The sequence below is a fragment of the Novosphingobium subterraneum genome, assembly GCF_000807925.1.
Taxonomy (GTDB): Bacteria; Pseudomonadota; Alphaproteobacteria; order Sphingomonadales; family Sphingomonadaceae; genus Novosphingobium; species Novosphingobium subterraneum.
Genome location: NZ_JRVC01000004.1, coordinates 78372 through 98565, shown reverse-complemented (window position 1 = coordinate 98565; position 20194 = coordinate 78372). Strand labels below are relative to the sequence as shown.

Annotated in this window: 20 protein-coding genes and 2 riboswitches; of the genes, 13 read left to right on the top strand and 7 right to left on the bottom strand. The window is 62.1% G+C overall.

Annotation, left to right across the window (positions count from 1 at the left end):
* Positions 1 to 64: 64 nt before the first annotated feature.
* The 5 genes from NJ75_RS05185 to NJ75_RS05165 are packed head-to-tail and all read left to right on the top strand — an operon-like array spanning position 65 to position 5380.
* Positions 65 to 1282 carry a Tm-1-like ATP-binding domain-containing protein gene (locus NJ75_RS05185; RefSeq protein ID WP_039332406.1) on the top strand — a complete coding sequence of 406 codons (1218 nt, stop codon included), beginning with the start codon at positions 65 to 67 and terminating at the stop codon, positions 1280 to 1282.
* Between the two features lie 4 nt (positions 1283 to 1286).
* Positions 1287 to 1736 (top strand): acetyl-CoA carboxylase biotin carboxyl carrier protein, encoded by a 450-nt coding sequence (locus NJ75_RS05180; RefSeq protein ID WP_052242036.1) that lies wholly within the window; start codon positions 1287 to 1289, stop codon positions 1734 to 1736.
* A 1-nt stretch (position 1737) separates the two neighbouring features.
* Complete coding sequence (locus NJ75_RS05175) at positions 1738 to 3072, top strand: acetyl-CoA carboxylase biotin carboxylase subunit (RefSeq protein ID WP_039332118.1); 1335 nt, start codon at positions 1738 to 1740, stop codon at positions 3070 to 3072.
* Positions 3069 to 4541: an acetyl-CoA carboxylase gene (locus NJ75_RS05170; protein ID WP_039332117.1), complete on the top strand. Its 1473-nt coding sequence runs from the start codon at positions 3069 to 3071 to the stop codon at positions 4539 to 4541. The genes NJ75_RS05175 and NJ75_RS05170 overlap by 4 nt, the downstream gene beginning before the upstream one ends.
* Positions 4538 to 5380, top strand: a complete 843-nt coding sequence (locus tag NJ75_RS05165; RefSeq protein WP_039332115.1) for an HAD-IIA family hydrolase — start codon at positions 4538 to 4540, stop codon at positions 5378 to 5380. Before NJ75_RS05170 ends, NJ75_RS05165 begins: the two co-directional genes overlap by 4 nt.
* On the opposite strand, the gene NJ75_RS05160 is transcribed toward NJ75_RS05165, so the two are convergent.
* The gene (locus tag NJ75_RS05160; protein ID WP_039332112.1) at positions 5377 to 5658 is read right to left on the bottom strand and encodes an HNH endonuclease family protein; all 282 of its coding nucleotides are present in this window, start codon (positions 5656 to 5658) and stop codon (positions 5377 to 5379) included. The two genes, NJ75_RS05165 and NJ75_RS05160, sit on opposite strands and share 4 nt — an antisense overlap.
* Positions 5658 to 6536, bottom strand: a complete 879-nt coding sequence (locus tag NJ75_RS05155; protein ID WP_269078569.1) for a DMT family transporter — start codon at positions 6534 to 6536, stop codon at positions 5658 to 5660. Before NJ75_RS05155 ends, NJ75_RS05160 begins: the two co-directional genes overlap by 1 nt.
* A 202-nt stretch (positions 6537 to 6738) precedes the next feature.
* Here NJ75_RS05155 and NJ75_RS05150 point away from each other — a divergent pair, with 202 nt between their 5' ends.
* The 6 genes from NJ75_RS05150 to NJ75_RS05125 all read left to right on the top strand — a co-directional run bounded on the left by NJ75_RS05150 (position 6739) and on the right by NJ75_RS05125 (position 13960).
* Positions 6739 to 7755 (top strand): glycosyltransferase family 2 protein, encoded by a 1017-nt coding sequence (locus NJ75_RS05150; RefSeq protein WP_052242034.1) that lies wholly within the window; start codon positions 6739 to 6741, stop codon positions 7753 to 7755.
* Positions 7752 to 9425 carry an ArnT family glycosyltransferase gene (locus NJ75_RS05145; protein ID WP_039332108.1) on the top strand — a complete coding sequence of 558 codons (1674 nt, stop codon included), beginning with the start codon at positions 7752 to 7754 and terminating at the stop codon, positions 9423 to 9425. Before NJ75_RS05150 ends, NJ75_RS05145 begins: the two co-directional genes overlap by 4 nt.
* A gap of 4 nt (positions 9426 to 9429) precedes the next feature.
* Positions 9430 to 10341 carry a hypothetical protein gene (locus tag NJ75_RS05140; protein WP_039332105.1) on the top strand — a complete coding sequence of 304 codons (912 nt, stop codon included), beginning with the start codon at positions 9430 to 9432 and terminating at the stop codon, positions 10339 to 10341.
* Between the two features lie 347 nt (positions 10342 to 10688).
* Positions 10689 to 11474 carry a glycosyltransferase gene (locus NJ75_RS05135; RefSeq protein WP_236727063.1) on the top strand — a complete coding sequence of 262 codons (786 nt, stop codon included), beginning with the start codon at positions 10689 to 10691 and terminating at the stop codon, positions 11472 to 11474.
* Positions 11471 to 12304 (top strand): class I SAM-dependent methyltransferase, encoded by an 834-nt coding sequence (locus NJ75_RS05130; RefSeq protein ID WP_236727062.1) that lies wholly within the window; start codon positions 11471 to 11473, stop codon positions 12302 to 12304. The genes NJ75_RS05135 and NJ75_RS05130 overlap by 4 nt, the downstream gene beginning before the upstream one ends.
* Before the next feature lie 111 nt (positions 12305 to 12415).
* Positions 12416 to 13960 (top strand): CpaF family protein, encoded by a 1545-nt coding sequence (locus NJ75_RS05125; RefSeq protein WP_052242028.1) that lies wholly within the window; start codon positions 12416 to 12418, stop codon positions 13958 to 13960.
* Between the two features lie 7 nt (positions 13961 to 13967).
* Here NJ75_RS05125 and NJ75_RS05120 read toward each other — a convergent pair whose 3' ends face one another.
* A complete protein-coding gene (locus NJ75_RS05120) occupies positions 13968 to 14186 on the bottom strand; it encodes a hypothetical protein (RefSeq protein WP_052242026.1) in 219 nt (72 codons plus the stop codon).
* A 60-nt stretch (positions 14187 to 14246) separates the two neighbouring features.
* On the opposite strand from NJ75_RS05120, the gene NJ75_RS05115 reads away from it, so the two are divergent.
* Positions 14247 to 15161 (top strand): DMT family transporter, encoded by a 915-nt coding sequence (locus tag NJ75_RS05115; protein ID WP_236727061.1) that lies wholly within the window; start codon positions 14247 to 14249, stop codon positions 15159 to 15161.
* An 88-nt stretch (positions 15162 to 15249) separates the two neighbouring features.
* On the top strand, positions 15250 to 15381 hold the full coding sequence (locus NJ75_RS25285; RefSeq protein ID WP_255355086.1) for a hypothetical protein: 132 nt from the start codon (positions 15250 to 15252) through the stop codon (positions 15379 to 15381).
* 61 nt (positions 15382 to 15442) lie between these two features.
* Here NJ75_RS25285 and gcvPB read toward each other — a convergent pair whose 3' ends face one another.
* From gcvPB to gcvT, 4 genes are read right to left on the bottom strand one after another with little or no spacing between them, the layout of a single operon-like run.
* Positions 15443 to 16996, bottom strand: a complete 1554-nt coding sequence (gcvPB, locus tag NJ75_RS05110; RefSeq protein ID WP_039332100.1) for an aminomethyl-transferring glycine dehydrogenase subunit GcvPB — start codon at positions 16994 to 16996, stop codon at positions 15443 to 15445.
* Positions 16993 to 18351 (bottom strand): aminomethyl-transferring glycine dehydrogenase subunit GcvPA, encoded by a 1359-nt coding sequence (gcvPA, locus tag NJ75_RS05105; protein ID WP_039332098.1) that lies wholly within the window; start codon positions 18349 to 18351, stop codon positions 16993 to 16995. The genes gcvPB and gcvPA overlap by 4 nt, the downstream gene beginning before the upstream one ends.
* Positions 18352 to 18355: 4 nt before the next feature.
* A complete protein-coding gene (gene gcvH / locus NJ75_RS05100; protein ID WP_039332096.1) occupies positions 18356 to 18727 on the bottom strand; it encodes a glycine cleavage system protein GcvH in 372 nt (123 codons plus the stop codon).
* Positions 18727 to 19863 (bottom strand): glycine cleavage system aminomethyltransferase GcvT, encoded by a 1137-nt coding sequence (gene gcvT / locus NJ75_RS05095; RefSeq protein WP_082013284.1) that lies wholly within the window; start codon positions 19861 to 19863, stop codon positions 18727 to 18729. Before gcvT ends, gcvH begins: the two co-directional genes overlap by 1 nt.
* A 75-nt stretch (positions 19864 to 19938) precedes the next feature.
* Positions 19939 to 20064, bottom strand: a riboswitch (glycine riboswitch).
* A riboswitch (glycine riboswitch) is annotated at positions 20065 to 20165 on the bottom strand.
* Between the last annotated feature and the right edge of the window lie 29 nt (positions 20166 to 20194).

Here is a 20194-nt window from a genome sequence, read left to right as displayed (position 1 = left end):
GAAACCCCCGTGCAAAGTCAACCGCGCTGTCGCAGCAATAGGGGACGGAGAGGAAAACCTGACGATGACGAAGCCAAGCGTCCTGTTCATCTGCACGCAGGATACCAAGGAAGAGGAAGCCCGCTTCACCCGAGCCGCTTTGGAAGCGGCTGGAGTTGACGTGGTCCACCTCGATCCCAGCGTCCGCCGCACTGTCGGCGGTGCGGAAATCTCGCCCGAGATGGTTGCGGAGGCCGCCGGCATGACGATCGAGGAGGTCCGGGCACTTGGCCACGAAGGCAAGTGCCAGGATGCGATGATTGGCGGTGCAATCGCAGCAGCCCACGCATGGGACGCCAAGTCGCCCGTCTCGGGCATTCTTGCCGTCGGCGGCTCGATGGGCTCGGCGCTTGCCGGGGCACTGATGCAGAGCTTTCCCTATGGCCTGCCCAAGCTGATCGTCTCGACCATGGCCTCGGGATTTACAAAGCCATACATGGGCGTGAAGGACATCGCGATGATGAACGCGGTGACCGACATATCGGGCATCAACACCATCAGCCGCGATGTCTTCCGCAACGCCGCTAACGCCGTTGCAGGGATGGCCAAAGGCTTTGATCGCGACAAGGGCCCGGAAAAGCCGCTGGTCTTGATTACCACTCTCGGCACCACCGAAGTCAGCGTGAAGCGCATCCGCCAGGCTCTGGAAAGCGATGGCTGCGAGGTAATGGTATTCCACTCCTCCGGCGCGGGCGGGCCCACCCTTGATGGTCTGGCCACCGACAAGGACGTGGCGCTGGTGCTGGATCTTTCGCAGACCGAGATCCTCGACCATCTCTTCGGCGGGCTGGCAGACTCCGGCCCCGATCGCGGTCGCGCAGCGCTGCGCAAGGGCATACCGACGATCCTGGCACCTGGTAATGCCGACTTCATCATCGGCGGACCGATCGATGCAGCAGAAGTGCAGTTCCCCGGCCGCCGCTACCATCAGCACAACCCGCAGCTGACAGCGGTGCGAACCAAGGTGGATGATCTCAAGAAGCTGGCCGACCACCTTGCCGCAAACGTGCGCGAAGCCAAGGGGCCGGTTCGGGTTTTCACCCCGCTCAGGGGCTTTTCCAGCCACGATAGCGCAGCCGGACATCTGCAGGACCTCAGCGTGCCAGGCCCGTTCGCCGAGTACCTCGCGCAGGTGATGCCCGATCATGTGCCTGTCACCGCGATCGATTCCCACTTCAACGACGAAGCATTTTCGAGTGCGGTGATCGCCGCTGCCCGTGAATTGCTGGCCGCAAAGAACTGATCCGATGATGACCGACGACATTCCCCTGACCCACGAAGACATCGCCGAGATCGCCGAGATCCTGGAGAAGTCAGGCTACCGCGAACTCGACCTTTCGACGCGGCGCTTCCGGCTGCGCGTGGCCAAAGGCGTCGATGCACAGGGCGGCGTGACCCAGGAATGGCAATGGGCCGGATCGGGACCCGAAGTCTCGACCGAAGCAAGCGCGGCAGTCGTCGATCCGAACGCAATCTGCTCGCCCCTGCCCGGCACCTTCTACCATGCCCCACAGCCCGGAGCGCCGCCGTTCGTGCAGCCGGGCGACGAAGTCGGCCCCGAAACAGTGATCGGCATCGTCGAAACGATGAAACTGATGAACCCGGTGCACGCCGGCCGCAGCGGCACGATTGCCGCGATCGTCGTCGCGAACGGAACCTTGGTCGCCAAGGGCGAAGCTCTGGTCCGGCTGACCTGAGATGATCCACAAGCTGTTCATCGCCAACCGCGGGGAGATTGCACTCCGCGTGATCCGCACCGCGCGCGCAATGGGGATCGAAACCGTCCTCGGAGCTTCCGAAGCCGACGCTGCATCGCTTCCGGCGCAGCTTGCAGACCATGTCCAGATCGTTGGCCCCGGGCCATCATCGCAAAGCTACCTGGCCATCGATGGCGTGGTTGACGCGATGGTGAAGTCAGGCTGCGACGCGGTGCATCCGGGCTACGGTTTTCTGTCCGAAAACGCCGCGTTTGCGCGCGCAGTGCAGGCCGCAGGCGTCCGCTTTGTCGGACCGGACATCAAGACACTCGAAGGCATGGGCGACAAACTTGCAGCCCGTGCGCTTGCCGTTGAAGCTGGGCTCCCCGTACTTCCGGGCGGCGAGGCGGCAACGCGCGCCGACGTGCACGCTCGCGCAGCGCAGACGGGCTATCCGCTGCTGCTCAAGGCCGTGGCAGGCGGCGGCGGCAAGGGCATGCGCCGCGTGGATCGCGCCGAAGATCTCGACAGCGCTCTCGACATGGCTCAAGCCGAGGCGCAGGCCGCTTTCGGCAATGCAGCAGTCTATGTCGAGCGGTTCGTCGCGCGGGGGCGCCACGTCGAAGTGCAGCTTCTTGGCGATGGCACGCAGGCCATCCACCTTGGTACGCGCGATTGCTCGATCCAGCGCCGCTTCCAGAAGCTGGTAGAGGAAGCACCTGCCCCGGCCATGCCTCCGGAGGCCCGTGAAGGTATCGAACAGGCGGCCGTACGGCTCGCCCGACACATCGGCTATCGCGGCGCGGGAACGGCCGAGTTCCTTGTCGATGCCGAGGACTTCTCGTTCTACTTCCTTGAACTGAACGCACGCATCCAGGTCGAACACCCGGTGACCGAGGCAATTACCGGCGTCGATCTTGTCGAGCAGCAATTGCTGGTCGCCATGGGCAAGCCGCTGTCCCTCACGCAGGCGATAGTGCGTCCGCACGGCCATGCTATCGAAGTACGCATCAATGCCGAGGACCCGGACGCCGATTTCCGCCCGTCGCCCGGACGTGCAGTCCGCGCCGCGTGGCCGGCCGGCGAGGGTATTCGTGTCGACACTCACATCGGCATCGGGGGCGAGGTGCCACCGTTCTACGATTCGCTGATGGGCAAGCTGATCGTGCACGGCGATACGCGCGAACAGGCCGTGACACGGCTCTCCGACGCGCTGCGCTCGCTTCACATCGAAGGACTGCCAACCACCGCTTCACTCCACCGCCGTATCGTCGCCGATCCGCGCTTTATCGCTGGCGGCGTCGATACCGGCTTCCTCGCGGGACTTGCCCAATGACCGAGATCCGTCTCGTCGACGTCACCATGCGCGACGGCAACCAGAGCCTGTGGGGCGCGACCGGCCTCAACACCGCACACATGCTGCAAGCTGCTGCGCTGACTGAAGCGTGCGGATTCAGGGCGATTGACTTCACCTCATCGAGCCACATGGCCGTGGCGGTGCGCTACTTCCAGAACAATCCCTGGGAGCGTCTCCGCCGCATGTCGGCTGCCATGCCGACAACGCCGCTTCAGTTCATCACCACCGGCCTGCGGTTCATTGCCTGGCAGCAGGCGGATCCCGAGTTCATGCGCCTTGTATACCGCGCCTTGCAGGCCAACGGGGTCGGGCGCTTTGTCCTGCTTGACCCGATGCACGAAGTGCCCGCGGTGATCGAGGCGGCAAAGCTGGTGAAGGAAGAGGGCAACGCCGAGGTCATGGCAGCCCTCACCTTCACGCTTTCCGAAATACATACAGACCAGTTCTACGCCGATTTTGCCCGCGCGGTGGGGCAGAGCCCGAACATCGACCTGTTCTACATCAAGGACCCGGCAGGCCTGCTATCTATGGACCGTGCGCGCACGCTTGTCCCGGCAGTGAAGGCCGTGATCGGCAATCGCCCGCTCGAGATCCACGCCCACACCACGGTGGGCCAAGGCATGTTGGCGAGTCTCGAAGCCGCCAAGCTCGGCATTTCGGCCATTCACGTTGGCGTCGGTCCAGGCGGTGATGGCTCGTCGCTGCCCGAAGCAAACCGTACGGTCGCCAACCTCGAAGAAGCAGGCTTCTCTGTCGGTGTCGACAAGGCCGCGCTCAAGCGCCTGACGACCTACTGGCAAAGCGTCGCGCTGGCCGAGGGCCTGCCACCGGGCACACCGCAGAACTTCGACGCCAGCTTCCTTCGTCACCAGATCGCAGGCGGAGTGATGACCACCATCGCACGTCAGCTCGAGGAGCTTGGCCTCTCGGACCGGATGAATGCCGTGATCGAGGAAACCGGTCAGGTCCGAGCCGACCTTGGCTTTCCGATCATGGTCACGCCATTTCCGCAGATGGTCATGACGCAAGCCCTGTTCAACGTGATTGGTGAGCGGCGTTACGCTCAAGTTTCGGATCAGGTTATTCGCTACTGCATGGGCAAGTTCGGCAAGCCCACTTCACCGGTCGACCGCGAGGTGCTCGCCACGATCATGGACCGGCCACGCTCGCGCGAGCTGGAGAAGGAGCCAAACTTCCCTGCTCTGGGGGATCTTCGCCGCCAGTTTGGCTACGACATGCCAGACGAGGAATTCCTTTTGCGCGCGGTAATGCCAGCCGAGCAGGTCGATGCGATGCTTGCCGCGGGACCATCGCGTGCCACTTATTCGCCAAAGGTCGCCCCGATCCTCTCGCTGCTACGCAAGCTTGCCGCCAAGCCCAATGCACGCGACATCGTGATCGAGCGCGGCTCTTTCCGTTTAGCCCTTCATGCGGGAGCTGCGCTTTGACATTGACCTCGGATTTCAAGGCTCGCCTGCGCGATGCAGCCGGCTTCATTTTCGACATGGACGGCACGATTGCGCTGGGGGACTCCAAGAGCGGAGGGCACCGCGCGCTGCCGCACGCAATCGAGGTGCTGGGCGCGCTGAAGGATAGCGGGAAGCCGTTCGTCGTCTTTACCAACGGCACAGCCAAGCCGCCGGCCGCCTACGCAAACTCGCTGCGAAACGCAGGCTTTCCGGTGGACGATGACCAGATGTTGACACCATCATCGTCGGCGGCCGTATGGCTTTCGAAGAACGGGGTGAGCAAAGTGCGGGTTCTCGGCAATGCCGGTTGTGCCGCACCGCTTGCGGATGCAGGCCTCCATGTGGTCGGTCCGTCCGAAGAGGCCGAAGGTGTCGAGGCAGTTTACACCGGCTGGTTCCGAGAGTTTGACTTTGCCGCTCTTGAGGCTGCCTGCCATTCATTGTGGAACGGTGCACGGCTGTTCACGGCCAGCAATGTGCCCTTCTTCGCCACGGAAAATGGCCGGGCAATCGGCGCCAGCTTTCCGATCAATGCCATGCTCACGGCAATGACGCGCAAACGCCCCCGTATCCTCGGCAAGCCTTCGAAGATCGCGTTCGAGACGGCACTGACGATCATGGGCCTGCCGCAAAGCGCAGCGAAAAGTGTTGTCGTGATTGGCGACGATCCGGCACTGGAAATGCGGATGGCAAATGCCGTCGGCGCACATTCGATCGGGCTTGCGACGGGCATAATGGGAACCGATGCCCAGCTTCTCGAGAAGGACCGCCCGTCAGCGCTGTTGAGCGACCTCAAGCCTCTGCTCGACGTCCTCTAGCGCTTTCTCGCCGCAGTGGGCGCATGAAAATCCGGGTCTTTGTCCGCAATCCACACCAGAAACCGGGCAATGTCGGGATTGGCTATGAGAGCCTCCCGGTCTGCGCCGAAGCGCCCTAGTTCCCCGTTCGAAAACGTTGCGTGAAGCGTCCGGTGACAGATCGGGTGGACCGCTTCGGTCTGCCGCCCGCCCCGGCTCTTGGGTACGGGATGATGGAACTCCACGCGCTTCCCCAAGCGCCGCCCGCAAAGCCAGCAGGGCTTGGCAAGCGCGTCCATCAATCGGTCATGGCCGGTTCTGAAGGCGGCTTGCCAGCGCGCCACAGGTAAAGCCCCGCGCCAACGATGACCAACGCTCCCAAAGCTGCCACGAGATCCGGCCGCTCACCGAAGAGGACCCACCCGAACGTGCCGGCAAGCAGAAGCTGGACATAAGTCATCGGTGCAATCGAGGCCGGTCCGGCCCGCGTAGTCGCAACGTAGATCAGGGCGTGAGCGCAGCTCGCCGAGATCGCGATGACCGCACACTTGATGAGGACAGGCATTGGCAGCGCAGGAACCTGGAAGAAGTGGATGCCGCTTTCGTGGCCCGCCCACGTGCCCAGGCACAGGAAACCAGCGCCGATCAGCGCCACATTGAACTGCATCGACAGCAGGCTGCCCGTACCGGCAACCTTGCGGTTGGCAACCATGAGCAGGGCCATGCCGCTTGCCGCGACTACCGGTAGCAGTGCAACCGGCCCCAGCAATGAAAGATTGGGCCGCAGGATCACCAGCACCCCTGAAAACGCCACCACGGTGGCGATCCAGGTTTCCTTGCGCATCGGCTCGCTCAACAGGATCGCGGAAAGAAGGGCCGTAATCATCGGGCTGGTAAAGGAAATGGCCGTTGCCTCACCGATGGGCATCAGGTGGACAGCGCTGAAGAAGCTTACGGCCGACATAGCCACGCTCAAGCCACGCAGAACCTGCCAGCGCAGTTTCGGGAAGGCAAAACCCCGGGGCCCCTCTCGGACGAGCAGGATAATGCCGAGCCCCAGTGCTCCGAACACATAGCGCAAGGCTGCGATTGCGGTACCGGGCCACGCGCCTGCCATGCTCTTTACCAGCACATCGCCCAGCGAAAGTAGAGCAAAACCGCCAAGGGCAAAGAGCAATCCGGATCTGTGACTATCCTGCAAGATGCGAAATCCCGTTGCCCTTGTTGAACCGGTTATTGATCATAACCGAAGTCCTAGCGGGATGGACACGACAGCTCCAGTGCGAAGTGCGGCACTTTACCGGCAGTTAACCATGGCAGCTTAAGAATACGGAGTTGCGGGGCACCGGGGGCGCCGCCACAAGGACGGAAACGGGGCCATGACCAAGCTGATCATCCAGATACCCTGCCTTAACGAGGCTGACAGTCTGCCTGACACGCTGGTCGCCCTGCCCCGGCGAATCCCCGGCATAGACAAGATCGAGATACTGATCATCGATGATGGCAGTACCGACGGCACGGCCGAAGTTGCCCGGCGCTTCGGAGCGCATCATATTGTCAGTCACCGCCGCAACCGCGGCCTGGCCGCCGCATTCCAGAGCGGTCTGGACGCCGCCCTTGCCGCTGGCGCCGATATCATCGTCAATACCGATGCCGATGGGCAATACGCTGGTGAGGACATCGCCAAGCTCGTAGCACCGATCGTGGCAAACGAGGCCGATCTGGTCATCGGTGATCGAGGCGTGGGTCGGAATGAACATTTCGGACCGATCAAACGCGGCCTGCAGCGCCTTGGCAGTGCCGTCGTGCGAAACCTCTCGGGCACCGAGGTCACTGATGCGGTCAGCGGCTTCCGTGCGATCAGCCGCGCAGCAGCGCAGCGCATCACCATCACCACCGAATTCAGCTACACGACCGACATGCTGATCCAGGCAGGCCGCAAGCGCTTCAAGATAGTCAGTGTCCCGATCCGCACCAATGCGACCGAGCGCCCAAGCCGGCTGTTCAAGTCAATCCCTCAATTCATCATCCGCCAGTTGATGACCATGGGGCGGGCATACGCCACCTACAATCCCCTGCGAACGTTCGCCGTGATTGGTGGTACCATTGCATTAGTCGGCTTGCTCCCGGTCCTGCGCTTCCTGGCCCTGTGGGTCATGGGCGACGGTGCGGGCCACATCCAGTCGCTGGTGCTCGGCGGAGCACTTATCGTCATGGGAACTCTTACGGGACTCCTCGGCGTCCTGGCCGAACTCATCGGCGCCAACCGCAAACTCCTAGAGGCAGCGCTTGGGCATATTCGCAGACTTGAACAGGACATCGCGACGCTCAAGGACGGCAGCTCGCCGCATACTGGTTGGTCTTCGAACAATGGCTCGGACAAGGAAGCGGCATGACTGCCGCATTCCAGGCGGCGACCTCTATCAAACCGACCGTGAACCACGGTGACAGATCGTATCTGATCGCACTATGCTCACTTCTCATTGTATCGGCCCTGCAACTCCAGCTTACGTTCAATCGCGCAATCAATTGGGACGAGTTCTGGCATTACAGCCTGACTGTCCTGGCGACGAAGGGCGAGCTGGACCAGCCACTGCAGACGTTTTTCACGCGGGCATTCATGTGGGTGCCAGCGCTGCCCGGCAATGCGGTGGACCATGTGGTTTTGATCCGCCTGTTCATGTTCGGCTGCGAACTGGTGACTCTGGCCTGCGTTGCCAGCATCGCGATGCGGTTCAGCGACAAGACAACCGGCCTGCTATCCGCGCTTGCCTATCTGTCGGCGGGGTACGTCCTGCAGCACGGCACGTCTTTCCGCTTCGATCCGCAGGCAACCGCCCTCCTGATGGCAAGTCTATGGGTTCTGCTGAGCCGTCCGGCAAGCCTGCCATGGATGCTGTTCGCCGGCGTTCTCGGCGGATTGGCGGGCCTCACCACGATCAAGTCGGTTCTTTACGCACCTGCTTTCGCAGGCGTGTTCTGGCTTCGCTGGACCGAAGCCGGCAAGGATCGCGCCTACCTCAAGGCCGTGGCCGCGATGGTCGCTGCAGCGGCGCTGACCTTTGTGGTTGCCTATGCGTTTCATGCCAGCAACATCAGCGAAGCAAGCGGGCGCGGAGCGAAAGACATCGTCGGCGCATCGGCAGAAAAGATGTTCAGCCTTACGACCCATCCTTACTGGCGGCACAACGTCAAGGGCGCAATATTTTCGCCTGCCACGACGCTTCTGGTGCTTGCGGTGCCCGTTGTCCTGTTGCGCAGCGACCGTCCCGGCGCAGAGCGTGTCGCTCTGGCGGGACTTTGGCTGCCGCTTACGACGCTGGGTTTCTACCATAACACCGCGCCGTACTATCACGTCTTCATGCTGGCACCGGTGACGACATCAGCATGCGTCGGGATCCGGCTTGCCACCCGGCGCTACGGCACGTTGCTGGTCGCCCTGTTCCTGATGGTCGGGGCAGCGATAACCATGAGCCGCGAGGAGACCGGCACGCTGGAAAAGCAGCGCCTGCTGGTTGCTGCAGCGAACGAAATCTTCGGCTCGCCGGTAGGCTACTTCGACAGTTGCGCCATGCTTGGGCAGTTTCCCAAAGCCAACGGCTTCATGACGCCATGGGGCACCGAGCGCTACTTGCGCGGCGAATTGCCGAGCCTTGAGCAGATCCAGCGCGAACGCGTAGTCCCGCTGGTGGTGAACGACGACCAGATGTTTGCCAATGCGTTAAACTCGAAGGCAGACGTTCCGCAACTTCTGCCTTCCGATCTTGCGATGCTGCGCAAAAGCTATTTGCACTTCTGGGGTCCATTCTGGATCGCGGGTTTCGACCTTCCACAAACTACAGCGCCGTCAATCTTCACTGTGGTGGTACCCGGTCTGTACACCGTTGCCTCCGGCAGAAGCATCGTCATCGACGGTGTGCGTCATGAATCCGGTACCGTAGTCGAACTGGAACGGGGGCCGCACAAGGCGTTTACGAACGCCGGAGCCGCGCGCCTTCTCTGGGGACGAGGCCTTCGCATTCCCACGCAACCAGCGCCGTCCGAACCTTACTTCACGTCGTTCTGAAACAATGAAGCCGGCCTCAATCTTTGCCCTCCAGATCGACTGGCTCACCGACCTGCGCGGAAGGATACAGTCCCTTGTTGCGCGCCGAAGAATGCCGCTGCTTCTTGCGGCTACCGGACTTTTCGCCAGCGGCAGCTGGTACGCCTTTCGGACGCTTGGTCTGGCCCCACGCGATCTTGATCCCCAGGCGCTTCTGGCCACTGTGCTGCTCATGCCGCTCTCGCTGCTCTACTCTGGACTGGGGTTTGCCCTGCTTTCACGCTGCGCGGGGGCACGCACCACCCTTAAACAGGCCACGATGATCGCTTCATACGGCACCTTGGCCGAAGCCCTTCCCATACCGGGCGGAGCAATGGTCCGGGTCGGCGCGCTGATGGCGGCTGGAGCCAGCGCGGCGCAAAGTTCGCTATTGGTGCTGATGACGGCGGTGCTCTGGATTGCACTTGCAAGCCTTGGATGTAGCTTTGCCCTATGGCTTCATGAGGCCAATGCCAGCTGGGTGATGGCCGTGGCAGGCCTGATGGGAATGTTACCAACGATCTTGTGGATGCTGCGGCATGTCGGGGTAGTGCTGACTTTGTTGACGGTCGGCCACCGCCTTGCCGGATTGGCCCTGATTGCGCTGCGCCTTCATATTGCACTGCTTTGTCTGGGATTGCTCGTACCTCCGATGCATACGCTCCCGTTCGCCCTGGCCAACATTGCTGGCTCCGCTGCTGCCATTGCTCCAGCAGGCCTTGGCATCAGCGAGAGCCTTGCGGCGCTTGTTGCAAATTCCGTCAAAGTTGCGCCAGCGGCGGCGTTCCTTGCCGTGGGGCTTGATCGCCTTGCCTGCCTGACGGCGAGCGCCGTTGCCGTAGTGGCAAATCTGATGTCGAAAGCACCGAACCGATTATCCCTGGGCGATGACATATGAATGGCAGGACGATTGTCTGGGGTACGTTCGATTGCGGCAAGCCACGCGTGCGAATTATGCTGGAAGCCTTGCGCTCGCTTGAGCCAGACCTTGTCATCTGCCACCGCTCCCCATGGAACGAGATTGAAGACAAGTCGATGTTGGGCCCAGGTGCACGCCTGATCGTCTTCCTGCGCTTGCTCGCAGCCTATCCTGCGTTGCTGTTGGCCTATCTGCGCACACCGCAGCATAACCGCGTTGTCGTGCCTTATCCCGGTATACTTGATGTTCTGGTGCTCTACCCCTTCGCGAGATTGCGCGGTGCGCGGATCTGCTGGGACATGTTCCTTTCCGCCTATGACACGATCGTGATCGACCGTCAGATGATTCGGAAAGGCAGCCTGTTCGCCAAGCTTCTCTATTCGACCGAATGGTTGGCCACTCGCGCTGCCGCAACCATACTGCTCGATACCTGCGAACACGCCCGCTACATTGCAGCGCTCTATCGCCTGCCCTTGTCCAGGACAGGAACTGTGTGGGTCGGAGTTGAAGGCGACGTTTTCACGCCCGTCAGCAATCCGCCCGCCGGAATGCCTGTCAAAGTGCTTTTCTACGGCCAGTTCATCCCCCTCCACGGCCTGCCGGTCATCGTGGAAGCCATCTGCGAGATAGCCTCTCGCCCCGAAGCGCCTGCCATGGAATTCACCATAATCGGCACCGGTCAGGAACAGCCATCCGTCGATGCCATGATAAAGCTGCATCAGCTCAAGAATGTGAAGCGCATTCCATGGGTTGACTACCGGCTCCTCGCGCAGAAAATCGCCGAGGCCTCGATCTGCCTGGGCGTATTTGCCGCCAAAGGGAAAGCTGCTCGCGTGATCCCAAACAAGGTCTTTCAGATCCTTGCAGCAAGGCGGCCACTTGTAACCATGGATTGTCCTGCGATCCGGGAAATCATCGCTCCTGGCAGGTCAATCCGCCTTGTTCGTCCTGGAGATCCCTTCGACCTTGCCAACGCATTGATCACACTGGCACAAGAACTGTGTGATCCGGCAAAGTCCGTCGAAATCCACAAGGCGGCGCAGAAGGAAATGACCACGGTCGGGATGACTGTGGTCAGGGATCAACTTGCAAGTGCGCTGGAGACACAGTGAATACGACTACGATGCTCCACGCCCGGTCTGACACCCACGAAGGCCTGTTTTGCAAGGACAGGCAATACGGCCCGATGCTGGAGGGACTTTGGGTACCCGCCCCACGCTATGTGCTACGACGGGATCGCATCATGGCAGCTCTGGCCGGACATGCGCCGGGACGTGTCCTGGAAGTCGGCTGCGGTGCGGGCGCGTTGCTGCGCGAACTGGCTGATCTCGGACACAAATGTATCGGCCTTGAAGCCGCACCTGCCGCAGCGTCGGTGGCAAGAACGATGACAAATGGCACCGGCGCCACCCAGATCGTGAGCGAACCTGCTCCGGACTGGAAGGAGAGCTTTGACACGCTCCTGGCCTTCGAGGTCCTCGAACATATCGAACAGGACGAGCAAGCTCTTCGGGAATGGCTGACCTGGTTGAAGCCCGGCGGTCTCGTCATGCTTTCGATGCCCGCTCACATGCGCAGCTGGAGCAGGCGCGACGAATGGGCGGGCCATGTACGCAGGTACGAGCGTGCCGACATCATGCGACTTACTGCGCGATCCAACCTGCGCCTCGAAGGCGTAGAGTGCTACGGCTATCCGCTGGCAACCTTTACCAACTGGCTAGCAAACAAGCGCTTCCGCAACAAGGACATGGCTGGCGGAGCAGATGATCCGCACACCGCTACGGCAGCCAGCGGAACGGATCGGTCTGTCGACCTCGCCTATTTTGGCATGCAACAGAGCTGGCTCGGTCGCTTCGCAATGGCGCTTGCCTGCCAGACCCAGCGGCTATTCCGCAGGACTGACTTCGGCGACGGATACATTGTCATCGCCCGAAAGTCCTGAAGTGACACAAATTAGGGAATCTTCAAAGTTTCAAGTCTATTCACCATTCCTGAAGACGGATCGCTGACCAGATTGGCCGGATGATCGTCGGGACACTGACGGGAACTGCGAATGAGCGCTTTCGGGCGAAAGAACGGGATTGCAGGCAACGCCGCCGGGGCTCGCCCCTCGTTTGGTGTTGCCCGGCCGATGCGCAGCGGCGAATCTGCGGCGCCGGTGCCCGCAGCACCGACGGCAGTGCCGATGCCCATGGGCGGTGATCAGTTCCCGCCCCTGCCACCGCTCGATCCAGTTGATACCCCGATCAACGCCGCATCGCTCAAGGCTGATGCCCTCACCCGCCTTGCCGACCGTGCGAACGGCGTAAACGAAGGCAACTATCAGGCCGAGGGCTTCGAGGCTTCGGTTCACAAGATCAAGGAACAGGTGCTGCCGCGCCTGCTCGAGCGCGTCGATCCCGAAGCGGCGGCCACGCTGACCAAGGACGAGCTTTCCGAAGAATTTCGCCCGATCATCCTGGAAGTGCTGGCCGAACTCAAGGTCACCCTGAACCGGCGTGAACAGTTCGCGCTGGAGAAGGTGCTGATCGACGAGCTGCTCGGCTTCGGGCCGCTGGAAGAGCTGCTCAACGACCCCGACGTGTCGGACATCATGGTCAACGGCCCGGAGCAGACCTACATCGAAAAGAAGGGCAAGCTCCAGCTCGCCCCGATCCGCTTCCGCGATGAAAGCCACCTGTTCCAGATCGCGCAGCGCATCGTCAACCAGGTCGGCCGACGAGTTGACCAGACGACGCCCCTGGCCGACGCCCGCCTCAAGGACGGTAGCCGCGTCAACGTGATCGTCCCGCCGCTGTCGCTTCGTGGCACGGCCATCTCGATCCGTAAGTTTTCCGAAAAGCCGATCACGCTCGACATGCTGCGCGATTTCGGTTCGATGTCGGACAAGATGTGCACTGCGCTGAAGATCGCGGGTGCCTGCCGCATGAACATCGTCATCTCGGGCGGTACCGGTTCGGGCAAGACGACCATGCTCAACGCCCTGTCAAAGATGATCGACCCCGGCGAGCGCGTGCTGACCATCGAAGACGCCGCGGAACTTCGCCTGCAGCAGCCACACTGGCTGCCGCTCGAAACGCGCCCGCCGAACCTTGAAGGCCAAGGTGCAATCACCATCGGCGACCTGGTGAAGAACGCCCTGCGTATGCGCCCTGACCGCATCATCCTCGGCGAAATTCGTGGCGCAGAGTGCTTCGATCTGCTCGCGGCGATGAACACGGGACATGATGGCTCGATGTGCACGCTTCACGCCAACTCCCCGCGCGAATGTCTGGGACGTATGGAAAACATGATCCTGATGGGCGACATCAAGATCCCCAAGGAAGCCATCAGCCGCCAGATCGCGGAATCGGTCGACATCATCGTTCAGGTCAAGCGCCTGCGGGACGGTTCGCGTCGCACTACCAACATCACCGAAGTGATCGGGATGGAAGGCGACGTGATCGTGACCCAGGAACTGTTCAAGTTCGAGTATCTGGACGAGACCGAAGAAGGCAAGATCATCGGCGAATTCCGGCCGTCAGGCCTGCGGCCCTACACGCTCGAAAAGGCACGTCAGTTCGGCTTTGACCAAGCCTACCTGGAAGCCTGCCTCTGATATCGGATCAGGCCGCGAACCACTCCCTCGCGGCCAGGCCGAGGAATACGCACGCTGCCAGAAACGCGATCATATAGATCACGGTCCACGGCATGAAGCCCACCGCGTCAAGATTTACACGACGGAAACGCCGACGTTCAGCCCAGACCGATGTTGTCGCGACAGCGAGCGCAAGTGCGCCGGCGGCGAAGTGATATTGCCAGATATGCGGGAACCAGTCTTCCATTGCTCGCCAGATGGGCAACGAGGGGGTTGATCGCAAGGGGCAATGGCCTATGGCCCGCTCATGGCAAAAGCGATGTCCAGCGCCCACGATCGCCCCATGCTGGCCCTCGGCCTGCGACTGGTTGCGACGGTTCTGTTCTCGGTCATGCTGCTGCTGGTCAAGCTCACTGGCGAGCGAAACATAGCGCTGCCCGAAACGCTTTTCTTCCGGCAAGCCCTGCCGGCGCTATCGATCTTCGGGTGGCTGGCGGCGCGCGGGCAAATCGGGCGGTTGAGGACACAGCGCCCCTGGATTCATGCCCGGCGCGCGTTGATCGGCGGGACAGGCATGTTCCTGACTCTGGGCGTGGTCAGGCTGCTGCCCCTGGCCGAAGCGACCATACTGGGCTTCACGACGCCGATCTTCGCCGTGATCCTTTCTGCGTTGTTCCTCAAGGAAAAGGTCGGCCCGTGGCGCTGGACTGCGGTCATAATGGGCCTGCTCGGGGTCGTGGTCATTGCTGGGCCCGACACTACCAGCCTGCCGCCGTTCGGCGTTGCGGTTGGCATTGGCGCCGCCTTCATGGTCGCGCTGGTGACCATCCAGGTCCGCGATCTTGGCCGCACCGAGGAACCGATTACGGTCGTGTTCTACTTCTCGGCTTTCAGTGCCCCCGTTCTGGCGCTTGGATTGATCGGACAGGATCTTGGCCATGACGCCGTTGGCTGGGCGATGCTGGCAGGGATCGGTATCTCCGGGCTGTTCGCACAGATTGCGATGACTGCTTCGCTCCGCTTCGGCTCGGTGTCGAGCGTCATCGTGGTTGACTACATCCAACTGGCATGGGCGACGTTCTGGGGTTGGCTGATCTTCAATCGCCTTCCGCCAGCAACCACCTGGCTGGGCGCGCCGATCATCATCGGGGCAAGCCTCCTGATTGCCTGGCGCGAACATCTCTTGGCCCGCGCTCGGGAACGTGCCCCTCTGGCTGCATGATGGAACCGCGCCGCAATTGCGGCGTTTCGCCTCTTGTCCAGATCGTGAGGTTCCCCCGCCTCACCCCAAAGTTCGAAAGGTGTAAGCCATGATCCGCAAGTTCGTATTTGCCACCATGATGGGTGGTCTTCTGCTCGGCGCCACTGCCTGCAACACCGTGCGCGGTGCGGGCGACGACCTGAAGTCGGCAGCCAATGAAACCGAAGAAGCGATCAACTGATCGGTCTTGTGGTTGAGAAAAAGGGCCGCTCCGGATTTCCGGGGCGGCCCTTTTCGTATCCTCAGTCCTTGTAGACCAGCTTGGGCTTTCGCGCTGCAAGTGTCTCGTCGAGACGACGCCGCGGAGCCAAATGCGGCGCGGACTTCAGCAGCTCATCCCCTGCCTTGGCCCGCTGTGCCAAGGATCGCATCGCGCCAATGAACTGGTCAAGCCCAGCCTTGCTTTCGGTCTCGGTCGGCTCCACGAGCATGGCTCCGTGGACGACCAGCGGGAAGTAGACCGTCATCGGGTGATAGCCCTCGTCGATCAGACCCTTGGCGAGATCGTTGGTCGAGAAGCCTTCAGCAAAGCCATCGTCCGAAAACAGCGCTTCATGCATGCATGGTCCGGCGCCACCGAAGGGCGCATCAAGCACGTCATCAAGGCTGCGCAGAACGTAATTGGCGTTTAGCACCGCATCACCCGAGACCTGCCGCAAGCCATCCGCGCCGTGGCTGAGAATGTAGGCAAGGGCGCGGGTGTACATGCCCATCTGGCCATGGAATGCGCACATCCGGCCGAATGCTTGCGGGTGCTCCTGATGCGCCTGCTCTTCCTCGATGAGCTTGATCGAACCATCGGCCTGCCTCGCGGTAAATGGCAGCGGACCAAATGGCGAAAGCGCTTCGGACAGAACCACCGGCCCCGAACCCGGACCGCCACCACCGTGCGGGGTGGAGAAGGTCTTGTGCAGGTTGATGTGCATGGCGTCGACGCCAAGATCACCGGGACGCACGCGCCCGACGATGGCGTTGAAGTTCGCCCCATCACAATAGACGTAGCCGCCAGCGGCGTGAACCGCGTCGGCAATGATCTTCAGGTCACGCTCGAACAACCCGCAGGTGTTGGGGTTGGTGATCATCACGCCCGCCACATCGGGACCAAGCCGCGCGGTCAGCGCGGCGGTATCGACACGGCCATCCGGAGTGGCCGGGATGTTTTCGACCTTGAACCCGGCGAAGGCCGCCGTTGCGGGATTGGTGCCGTGCGCGCTTTCCGGCACAAGGATGACATCACGCGGATCGCCCTTGGCTTCCAGCGCGGCACGGATGCAGAGCAGCCCGCAGAGTTCGCCGTGAGCCCCGGCCTTGGGCGTCATTGCGACGCCATGCATGCCTGTCAGCTCGATCAGCCAATGCGCCAGTTCGTTGATAACGCCGAGCGCGCCCTGCACTGTTTGGACTGGCTGCAGCGGGTGCACGTCGGCAAAGCCGGGCATGCGCGCCACCTTCTCGTCCAGTCGCGGATTGTGCTTCATCGTGCACGAGCCGAGCGGGAAAAGACCAAGATCGATCGCATAGTTCTGGCGCGAGAGGCGCGTATAATGACGCACCGTTTCCGGCTCCGACAGCCCCGGCAGATCGGGACGTTCGGCACGGGCCATTGGCCCCAATGCCGAGAGATCGATCCCGTCTGTTGCTGGAAAGTCCACGCCCGAGCGATCGGCATTGCCGAGTTCGAACAGGAGCGCTTCCTCCAGCTGCAGCGCGCGGTTGCCGGTGAAGGTCTGGATACCGTTGTCGGGCGCATTCTCGCCCATCGAGGGACGCCATCCGGTGGGGTTGATCGCGTTCATGCCAGCACCTCCTTCAGCGCCGCGACCAGCGCAGCGATGTCTTCATCCGTCGTGCATTCGGTGGCGGCCACGACCATGCCGTTAGCGAGGCTCTCTTCCTGCGGGTAGAGCCGGCCGAGCGAGATGCCGCCAAGTACCTGGCGGTCAGCAAGTTCGCGCACGATCTGGCGCGCATCGCGCGGCAGGGTCACGGTGAATTCATTGAAGTAGTGTCTGTTCACCACCTCCACGCCCGGGACTTCGGCCAGCGCAGCGGCGGTCTTGCGTGCGGCAAGGTGGCTCAACTTCGCCATGTCTGACAGGCCCGAACCGCCCAGCAGGGTCATGTGGATCGAGAAAGCCAACGCGCACAGACCGGAGTTTGTGCAGATGTTGCTGGTCGCCTTCTCGCGGCGAATGTGCTGTTCGCGCGTAGACAGCGTAAGCACGAACCCGCGCTTGCCATCGGCATCGACCGTCTCGCCACAGAGACGGCCTGGGATCTGGCGCAGATACTTTTCGCGGCATCCGAACAGGCCAAGGTAGGGGCCGCCAAATTGCAGGCCGACCCCGAGCGACTGACCCTCGCCCACGACAATGTCCGCGCCCAGGCTACCCGGGCTCTGCAGCACGCCAAGCGCAACCGGTTCGGTCACAACGGCGATCAGCAGCGCGCCTGCGCCTTGCGCGGCGGCTGCAATCTTTGCCAGATCAGGTATGCGGCCCAGAATATCCGGGTACTGCACAACGACGCATGACGTTTCGACATCGATCTTTGCAATCAGTGCATCATCGTCCGGATCCGTCGCAAGATCGGGAACGGTGGTGTCGAGAACGTCACCCGTGAACTTCGCCATCGTGCGCGCGGTTTCGACGTAGTGGGGATGAAGCCCGCCCGAGAGGATCGCTTTGCCGCGCTTTGTGATGCGCCCAGCCATCGCGATCGCTTCCCAGCACGCGGTAGAGCCGTCGTACAGCGAGGCGTTGGCTACGTCCGTGCCGAAGAGCCGTGCGACCTGGGTTTGGAATTCGAACAGGACTTGCAGCGTGCCCTGCGCGATTTCCGGCTGATAGGGCGTGTACGCGGTCAGGAACTCGCCGCGCTGGATCATGTGATCGACGGTGGCCGGCACATGGTGGCGATAGGCACCGGCACCGAGGAAGAATGGCACAGATCCGGCGGTCGTATTGTCTGCCGAAAGTCGCGCCATGTGACGCTCGACCGTCATTTCGCTGGCGTGGTTCGGCAGGCCCGCAATGGGCGCAGAGAGACGCGCTTCGGCAGGCACGTCGGCGAATAGTTCGTCGATCGAGCCGGCACCGATGACCGAAAGCATCGCGCTCCGGTCGGCGTCGGTCAGGGGAAGATAGCGCATAGGATCAAAGCTCCGCGACGTAGGCCTGGTAGGAGGCCTCGTCCATCAGGCCATCGAGTTCGGCGGCTTCGGAAAGGGTCATCTTCCATAGCCAGCCTTCACCTTCGGGGTCGGAGTTGACCAGCTCCGGCTGTTCTTCGAGGGCGGCATTGGCAACCGTGACGGTGCCCGAAACCGGGGCATAGACGTCCGACGCTGCCTTGACGCTGTCGACAACAGAGGCGCTGTCGCCCTTGCCCACCTCACTGCCTGCACCGGGCAGTTCCACGAAGGTGATGTCGCCCAGCTGGCTCTGGGCATAGTCGGTGATCCCGACCGTTGCTTCATCGCCTTCAACCGCGATCCATTCGTGGTCCTTGGTGAAATAGCGGGTCATCAGGCGGCTCCTTTGCGATGGTAGCGATGGGGAACGAAAGGCATGGGCACGACGCTGGCAGCAAGCTTGCGGCCACGAACGTCGATGGAAAGCGGAGTGCCGGCAGCGGCAAGATCGACCGGCAAATAAGCCATGGCGATGGGACGCTCGAGGCTGGGCGAGAAACCGCCGGAGGTGACAGTGCCAACTTCGGTTTCGCCCGAAAGCACCTTGGCGCCCTCACGCGCGGCCATGCGGCCGTCGATGGCGAGGCCCACACGGCGGTTGGCAGCACCAGTGGCGATGCGCGGCAGCACCCTGTCCGCACCGATGAAACCACCTTCGATGCGGCGGCGCTTGTTGATCCCGAACAGCAGGTCGGCGCTGACCGGATCCACCGTCTCGGTCATGTCGTGGCCGTAGAGCGGCAGCCCGGCCTCAAGCCGCAGACTGTCGCGTGCGCCAAGGCCGATCGGTTTTACTTGCGGTTGACCGCAAATCAGATCGGCAAGTTCAGCGGCGCTTTCGGCCGGGACCGCGATCTCGAATCCATCCTCGCCGGTATAGCCCGAGCGGCTGATCCATGCGTCGACGCCGCCAAGCTTGAACTGCCCGCCACGCATGAAAGTGAGCGCCGAGAGTGCGTATTCGCCAGTAACCAGCCGTTCCAGCGCTTCGAACGCCTTCGGCCCCTGCAAGGCAAACAGCGCGCTGTCCTCAAGGTGGTTCAGGGTTACGGCATCGGGCAAGTGCTCGCGCAGGTGGCCAATGTCGTCCCACTTGGTCGCGCCGTTGACGACGAGGTAGAAGCCGGTGCCCCAGCGCGTGACCATCAGGTCGTCGAGAATCCCGCCATCCTCGTTGAGCAGGAGCGAGTAGCGCACGCCGCCCACAGGCAGCGTTGAAAGGTCGATCGGCAGGACTGCTTCCAGCGCCGCCTCAGCACCCTCACCCGAAACATAAAGCTGCCCCATGTGCGAAACATCGAAGAACCCGGCGCTCGTCCGCGTCCAGAGGTGTTCGGCGATGATCCCTTCGAACTGGACCGGCATCCAGTAGCCCGCGAAATCGACCATCCGTCCACCGCGCGCACGGTGCCACGCATCAAGCGGCAAGGTCAGCGGGCCGACAGGTACGTCAGGGTCGATATCGGAAATATCGCCAGAGTTATTGCCAGAGGTATTGTATGTGTCGCTCACAAATATCAGTCCCGTGCAGTTCAGACGCCATGCGGCGCCCCCTCTGTCACGGAAACCTGAGAGCTTTCCCCCGCCCGCCTCTCCAGACGGGTTTGGATGGGGTTACCCCTTCGGCGGCCCTTCCCTTTGCGGGAAGCGGCACTTTCCAGAGTGTCGCTATCGACCAACGCGGTCCATTTGCCTGAGAGATTCCGGGGCGGTTGCTCCTTCGGCGTCTCTCGACCCTGAACGAATCGAGAGAGCTCTCCCGCGCGATCAGCGACGCTTCCTCATCGTTGCAGTGCAGCAG